This window comes from Acrocarpospora phusangensis (assembly GCF_016862995.1).
Taxonomy (GTDB): Bacteria; Actinomycetota; Actinomycetes; order Streptosporangiales; family Streptosporangiaceae; genus Acrocarpospora; species Acrocarpospora phusangensis.
In genome coordinates, this window is record NZ_BOOA01000160.1 from 1 (window position 1) to 6,558 (window position 6,558).

The 6,558-nt window shown below is 70.2% G+C and carries 7 protein-coding genes and 1 tRNA gene; 2 read left to right on the forward strand and 6 right to left on the reverse strand.

Annotated elements, in window-relative coordinates; genetic code table 11:
• The 3 genes from Aph01nite_RS40350 to Aph01nite_RS40360 all read right to left on the reverse strand — a co-directional run.
• The coding region (locus Aph01nite_RS40350; protein WP_204046375.1) for an NAD(P)-binding protein at positions 1-265 on the reverse strand (265 nt) is incomplete at its 3' end.
• Complete coding sequence (locus Aph01nite_RS40355; RefSeq protein WP_204046376.1) at positions 258-1,034, reverse strand: DUF429 domain-containing protein; 777 nt, start codon at positions 1,032-1,034, stop codon at positions 258-260. The genes Aph01nite_RS40355 and Aph01nite_RS40350, both read right to left, overlap by 8 nt.
• A gap of 18 nt (positions 1,035-1,052) precedes the next feature.
• Entirely contained in the window at positions 1,053-1,976 is a 924-nt protein-coding gene (locus tag Aph01nite_RS40360) for an RNA polymerase sigma-70 factor (RefSeq protein WP_373872393.1), read from the reverse strand.
• Positions 1,977-2,029: 53 nt separating this feature from the next.
• On the opposite strand from Aph01nite_RS40360, the gene Aph01nite_RS40365 reads away from it, so the two are divergent.
• Positions 2,030-2,102, forward strand: a tRNA-Ala gene (locus Aph01nite_RS40365).
• 531 nt (positions 2,103-2,633) lie between these two features.
• Positions 2,634-4,106: a DUF1996 domain-containing protein gene (locus Aph01nite_RS40370; protein WP_204046377.1), complete on the forward strand. Its 1,473-nt coding sequence runs from the start codon at positions 2,634-2,636 to the stop codon at positions 4,104-4,106.
• A gap of 88 nt (positions 4,107-4,194) precedes the next feature.
• Here Aph01nite_RS40370 and Aph01nite_RS40375 read toward each other — a convergent pair whose 3' ends face one another.
• The 3 genes from Aph01nite_RS40375 to Aph01nite_RS40385 are packed head-to-tail and all read right to left on the reverse strand — an operon-like array spanning position 4,195 to position 6,276.
• Positions 4,195-4,932 (reverse strand): ABC transporter permease, encoded by a 738-nt coding sequence (locus tag Aph01nite_RS40375; protein WP_204046378.1) that lies wholly within the window; start codon positions 4,930-4,932, stop codon positions 4,195-4,197.
• A complete protein-coding gene (locus tag Aph01nite_RS40380; RefSeq protein ID WP_204046379.1) occupies positions 4,913-5,878 on the reverse strand; it encodes an ABC transporter ATP-binding protein in 966 nt (321 codons plus the stop codon). The genes Aph01nite_RS40375 and Aph01nite_RS40380 overlap by 20 nt, the downstream gene beginning before the upstream one ends.
• Positions 5,879-5,889: 11 nt before the next feature.
• On the reverse strand, positions 5,890-6,276 hold the full coding sequence (locus Aph01nite_RS40385; protein WP_204046380.1) for a ribbon-helix-helix domain-containing protein: 387 nt from the start codon (positions 6,274-6,276) through the stop codon (positions 5,890-5,892).
• Positions 6,277-6,558 lie beyond the last annotated feature (282 nt).

Consider the following 6,558-nt stretch of genomic DNA (forward strand, 5'->3'; position numbering starts at 1 on the left):
GGACCCGGATCTTCCGGACTTCCTTGAGCCCCAGCCGCCGGTAGGGCCGTACCAGACCGCGCCGGTTCAGCCAGCGGAACGGCTCGCCGTCCGAGTAGAAGACATGGGTGCCGTCGTTCGCCACGTACGGCACCGCCGAGGAGCGCGCCCGGCCGCCGAGCGTACGGTGCGCCTCCAGCAGGACGACCCGCGCGCCCTTCTCCGCACAGGCGATGGCCGCCGTCAGCCCGGCCAGCCCGCCTCCGATGATCGTGATCTCAGCCATGCTCCCCAGGACGCGGCCCGCCCTCGGAATGTGACATCAACTCGGCCAGCGGCGTCGTCGGGATGGCGATCCACCCTTCCGTACGGGCGGATTCGAGCTGGCCGGGGGACGGCACGGTGACGAGGTCCAGCGCGGCCGCCCGCGCGGTGAGGGCGGCGACCACCGCGTCGAGCGCGTCGTCGGAGGCTCGGCAGACGCTCTCGAATTCGCCCAGATCCAGCCAGGGCGCGGGTCGGTGCAGCGCGTCGACCAGCCGGTTGAGTTCGGCCAGGTTCGCGGCGCGCTTGTATCCCGTGAACGGCAGGCCCCACCACTTGAGCGACGCCGCCGGGTACACCTCGACCACGACGCCGCTCCCGCGCCGGTCCACGACCTGCCCGCGCCGGGCCAGCTCCGCCGCCAGCCCCGCCCACCGCATGGCGACATATCCGATGCGGTCGGCCGCCACGCTCAACGGGCGCTGCCCCGTCAGGTCCCGTACCACCAGATCCGTGACCCGGTTCGCTAGATCCCGTCGCCAGAGCCGTCCCGCGCCCGACGGCAAAGGCAGGCCCTCCCGCTGTGCCAGCAGGAAATCCACGAACTTGTCCGGCCACCCCAGCGGGCAGTCGATCCCGGCCTTGTCCGCTGCGAGGACCGCCTCGGCCACCAACTCGTCGCCGGCGCGGGTCACCAGCCTGGACACCCGAGCGCCCGTCCGCGACCATTCCAGCCAGGCCACGGCCGTGTCCGCCGCCTCGGCCGCCAGATCGACCCCCACCGTGAGCATCCACTCACCCTAGGCCGGTCAGACGTGCGACATCTTCTCCGGATTGGCCATCAGGTAGACGGTCGCCACCCGGCCGTCCACGACCACCAGCGACATCACGGCGAAGACCGAGCCCGCCGCCGTGAAGACGAGCGCCGGGGCGCCGTTCACGTCCGAGACCTCCGCCTCGAACCAGACCCCGTCCGGCACTCCCAGACGCGCCAGGTACGACTCCACGCCCGACTTCGACGCGATCGCGAGCAGGAACCTGCCCACATGATCGGCGCCCACCAGCATGCGCCGGGGCGCCCGGACCTTGCCGCCGCCGTCCGAGACCAGGGTGACGTCCTTGGCCAGCAGCTCCATCAGCCCGCTCAGGTCTCCGCCCGCGCACGCCCCGATGAAGCGCTCCGTGACCTCCCGCCGCTCCCGCCGGTCCACATCGAAGCGCGGCCGCCGCTCCCGCACATGCTCCCTGGCCCGCCGCGCCAGCTGCCGCACCGCGGGTTCCGCCCGCCCGAGCACCTCCGCGATCTCCGCGTGCGAATACCCGAAGACCTCCCGCAACACGAAAACCGCCCGCTCCAGCGGCGACAGCGTCTCCAGCACCACCAGCATCGCCAGCTCGACACTGTCCGCCAGCTCCGCCGACTCCGCCACCTCCGGGCCCGTGCTCACCGGCTCAGGCAACCAGTCCCCGACGTACGACTCCCGCCGCACCTTCAACCGGCGCAACCGGTCGATGGCCAGATTCGTCGTCACCCGGACCAGGAACGCCCGCGCGTCCAGCACCTCCCCCTCCGCCACCTCGGACCACCGCACCCACGCCTCCTGCACGATGTCCTCCGCGTCGACGGCGCTCCCCAGAATCCGGTACGCCACCCCGACCAAGATCTCCCGATGCTCCAGGAACGTCTCCACCCGCATGACCTCCAGACGCGCGACGCCACCGTAATGTGACATCCCCACGGTTACCCCTTAACCGTCGAGGTCCGATACACTCACACACACCGCAAGGGGCTATAGCGCAGCTGGTAGCGCACCTCCATGGCATGGAGGGGGTCTGGGGTTCGAGTCCCCATAGCTCCACGAACGACTGACCCTGCATGGTCGGAAGCCTGGGCTTCCTCCGGCGGGGTCTTTTCGTTGTTACACGGGGGGACGACCCCCCGAGCCCCCCGGTGTGGGGGCGCTGCCCCCACGCCCCCGAGCTAGCGCGATTGCCCATGTCCCCCGATGAGGGAGTTTGGGGCCGGGAGGTGCGATTGGCCGTGTCCCTGGTGGGGCCGGGAGGTGCGATTGGCCGTGTCCCTGGTGGGGAGTTTGGGGCCGGGAGGTGCGATTGGTCGTGTCCCTGGTGGGGGAGTTTGGGGCCGGCGGGTGATCGCCAGGCTTGTTGAGCATCTGGTCGCTGGCGTGGCGAACGGTGGTGACGGGAGTCGGTTGTGCTCTTGTGGCCGGGAGACGAGGGTGGGGTTGGGGGCGGAGAAAAGTTTTTTGGGGTTCTTGGGAGTTTTTGTTATCGGGGGGTGAGCTGGGGGTCTCCTAGGTGGCGGCATGTGCGAGCGCCGCCGAACGTCCGTTGCACGACTCCTCAACAGGACAAGGACCCCATTCACCATGAGCACAACCGCCTCGCGCGGCATCCGAGCCGAACGCGGGACCGGCGTACGTCAGGTGCGCCGCCTGGCGATGGCCGGCGTTCTCGCCGGCCTCCTGGGCACCTCTGTGGTGAGCGTCACCTCCCCGGCCGTCGCGGCCGAGGTCCCCCTCTCGCAGGGACGTAACGCCACCGCCTCCTCGGCGGAGCGCGGAGACCTGGCGCCCGCGGCCGCCTTCGACGGCAAGCCCGGCACCCGCTGGTCCAGCAAGTTCAGCGACCCGCAGTGGCTCGCGGTCGACCTCGGCAGGTCCACTGCCATCAAGAAGATCGTCATCAACTGGGAACGCGCGTACGCCACGGCGTTCGTGATCCAGACCGCCGCCAGCAGCACCGACTCCTGGAAGACGGTGTACACCACCGCGGCGGGCAAGGGCGGCGTCCAGACCATCGACCTGTCGGCGACCGGCCGGTTCGTGCGGCTGTACGCGACCAAGCGTTCCTCCCAGTACGGCGTCTCGCTGTGGGAGTTCCAGGTATTCGGCACCGGCTCGGGCACCACGAACCCGACCCCCACCGCGACCTCGACTCCGACCACGCCGACCCAGCCGACGCCCAGCGCCACCCCGACCACGGGCACGCCCACCGCCGGCTGGGTGCCGGTGGACCAGGCCGAATGGAAGAAGGCCCTGGACGCGTACAACAAGGTCGTGCCCCAGGCGGTCCCCGGGAACATCGTGCGGGTCCCCGAGTTCCACACCAACTGCACGGTGGCCAACCAGGCCAAGGACGACCCGATCGTGCTGCCCGGCCTGGTCGGCGCCTCCCACCTGCACACCTTCTTCGGCCCGAAGGTGTCGGCGCACACCACGACGGAGGACCTGCTCAAGAGCACCACGACCTGTGACGCTCCCGGGGACCACAGCGCGTACTGGGCGCCGACCCTGCTGAAGAACGGCAACCCGGTCCCGATGAAGAACTTCCGCGTGTACTACGGCTCCCGGCTCAAGGACCCGGCGGACGTCGTGCCGTTCCCGCCGGGCATGCGCCTGGTGCAGGGCGACGCGAAGCGTCAGGTGGCGACCCCGAAGGGCGCCTCCGGCCAGTTCTGGTGCGCCGGCAGCGCGGAGACCGGCCGTAGCGCCGACGGCAACTGGCCCGTCTGCGCCCCGGGCGGCAACCTGATCTACCAGCTGACCTTCCAGGACTGCTGGGACGGCAAGCACATCGACTCGCCCGACCACAAGTCGCACATGGGCCCGGGCAAGGACGGCAAGTGCTCCGGCGCCTACCCGGTCGCGCTCCCGAACATCTCGCTCATGCTCGGCTACGACTCCCTCGGCGGCGACGGCCTGGCGCTGTCGTCGGGCATGGCGTCCTCGATCCACGGGGACTTCATGAACGCGTGGAAGCCGGAGACGCTCGGCGCGCTGGTGAAGACCTGCATCAACCAGAAGGCCAAGTGCGGCATCACCCCAGGCTGGAAGAACTAGCCACCTCCGCATGACGGCACGCGTGGCCGCTTGAGTCGGAGACGGAGACCCCTGGTCGCTCACGACCAGGGGTCTCCCCGTCTTTCCGTCAGGGGCGGTGCGTCATGACGCGGTAGGTGACGGCCAGGCCCGCCACGCACCAGATCAGCAGCATCGTGAACGGCGCCGCGGAGATGCCGGCCGCCGGTATCTGGAGGGTTTCGCGGACCGCCTGGGCCATCGAGGCGAAGGGCAGCCATTCGTGGGCTTCGGCCAGCCAGCCGGGGAGGCGGTCGGCCGGGAAGTTGATCGGGGCGAACATCAGCGCCACGAAGAAGATGAGCTGGCTCATCGCGCCCGCCACCTCCGGCCTGGCCGCGTACGCGATGGCGTAGCCGATCGCCACCGAGCAGACCGCGATCAACAGCATGGCCGGCGCGACCAGCCAGCTGATCCGCAGGTCGAGGTCGAAGCGGAGCACGGCGACGCCCAGCGCCGCGACCAGTCCGGGCAGGGCCAGTGCCACCCACACGGTGGCGTCGGCGGCCAGCATCGCCAGCCGGGGCACCGGCATGGACCGCTGGTAGTCGAAGATGCCGGTGAGCTTGGCCTGGGCCACCAGCTGCGGCGCGGCCACCATGCCCACGGTGATCAGGCCGAGGACGAGCGCCCCGGTCGAGAGGTAGAACCCGGTGATTCGGTCGGCGTCCGGCATCAGGAACGAGAAGCCGATCACGACGCCGACGCTGAGCAGCGTCTGGAGCACCACCAGGAGCGGCAGCATGCTGCGCAGCCGCAGCAGGTTCCACCGCAGGAGCAGCCCGTAACTACGTAACGCGTGCCGCACGGTCCCCCTCCTCCGTACCGGCCGCATCAGGGCCGACGAGGCCGATGTAGACCTCCTCGATGCTGACGGGGGTGACCGAGAACTCCTCCACCCGGCCCTGGACGCGTTCCCGCTGCGCCCAGGAAAGCGCTTCGCCGGCCGCGGCGGCGTCGATCGGCACGACCACCCGCCTTCCCGTTCGTACGGCTTCGCCGGGTCCGCCGGCCTCCGCTTCGAGCCGGATCGCCGTCTCGTCGTCCACGGCGACCAGCTCCAGGCGTAACCGGTCGGCGTAGTCGTGCCGCAGCTGGGCCGGGGTGCCCTCGGCCACCAGCCGTCCGTGGTTGAGTACGGCGAGCCGGGTCATGCTGCGCTCGGCCTCGACCACGTTGTGGGTCACCACCAGCACCGCGCATCCGCTGTCGGCCAGCGCGATGATCTGCTCCCAGAGCAGGCGGCGGCGTACGGGATCGACGTCGTTGGTGGGTTCGTCGAGCATCACGATCCGCCCCGGTTCCGCGGCGGCCATGCCGAAGGCGGTCAGCCGCCGTACGCCGCCGGAGAGCTTCTGGCCCGGCGTGTCGGCCCAGGCCCCGATGTCGAGCGCCTCCAGCAGCGCGTCGGTGCGCCGGCGGGCCCGGCGGCGGCCGGCGCCGCGGATCCTGGCCATGATGTCGATCGCCTGCCGTGGCGTCACCCCGTCGATGGGGGCCTGCGCCTGCGGCTGTAACGAGCACGACCGGCGGGCCAGCGCGGGATCGGCCGCCACGTCGGCGCCGTCGATGTGGATGGTGCCGGAGGTCGGCCGGACCAGCCCGGCCACCTGGTTGAGCAGCGTGGTCTTGCCGGCCCCGTTGTGGCCGAACAGGCCGAGCACCTGGCCCTGGTCGAGGGTGAGCGAGATGTCGTGGTTGGCGCGCACGCCGCGCCGGTAGTCCTTGGTCAACTCCTGGATGCGAAGCAGCACTTGCCCTCCCGTCAGTGGGTACGGTCGGCGAGCGCGTCCTTCACCGCTGGGCTTGCCCGGAACACGCCGACGATCTTGATGGATTGAATGGTCTGGCGGGCCAGTTCCGCTGACACGTCGGAACCGATGGACAGCAGGCCGGTGAGCGCGATGTTCAGCTGCTCGCCCGCGGCCGCGTACTCCTCCAGCTCGGCCCGGTTGTAGTGGAGGACGCCGATGGCCAGCGCGCGCCGGGTCATGCTGTGCCTGACCTCGTCGTCGTGGCGATTGAGCTGGTTGCGGATGGCGGTGCGGATGAAGTCGGTCCGATTGGAGTAGAACCCCTCCTCCACCAGCAGGTCGACCTTCCCCAGGTCGACGACGTTCATGTTGATCGTGATTTTCTCCGCCTCAGGCATGCCCTGGATCGTACCGGTCGATCATTCTTCCTCCATCCGTCCACCATCCATATGGATGGTAAGTGGATGGCGCAGAGGCAGTCAATGGCGTCTGAGGACGCAGTCGCGAACCGGCGAAACGGAGCGGGGCAAGTCTCGAAGCGGGGGCGGGGCGGGGCGCAACTCGCGAAGCGGCGAAGCGGGGGCATCTTGCGAAGCGGCGAACCGGCGGAACGGGGGCGGGGGCAAGTCGCGAAGCGAGGGCGAGGGCGAGGGCGAGGGTGGGGGCGGGTGGCAACTCGC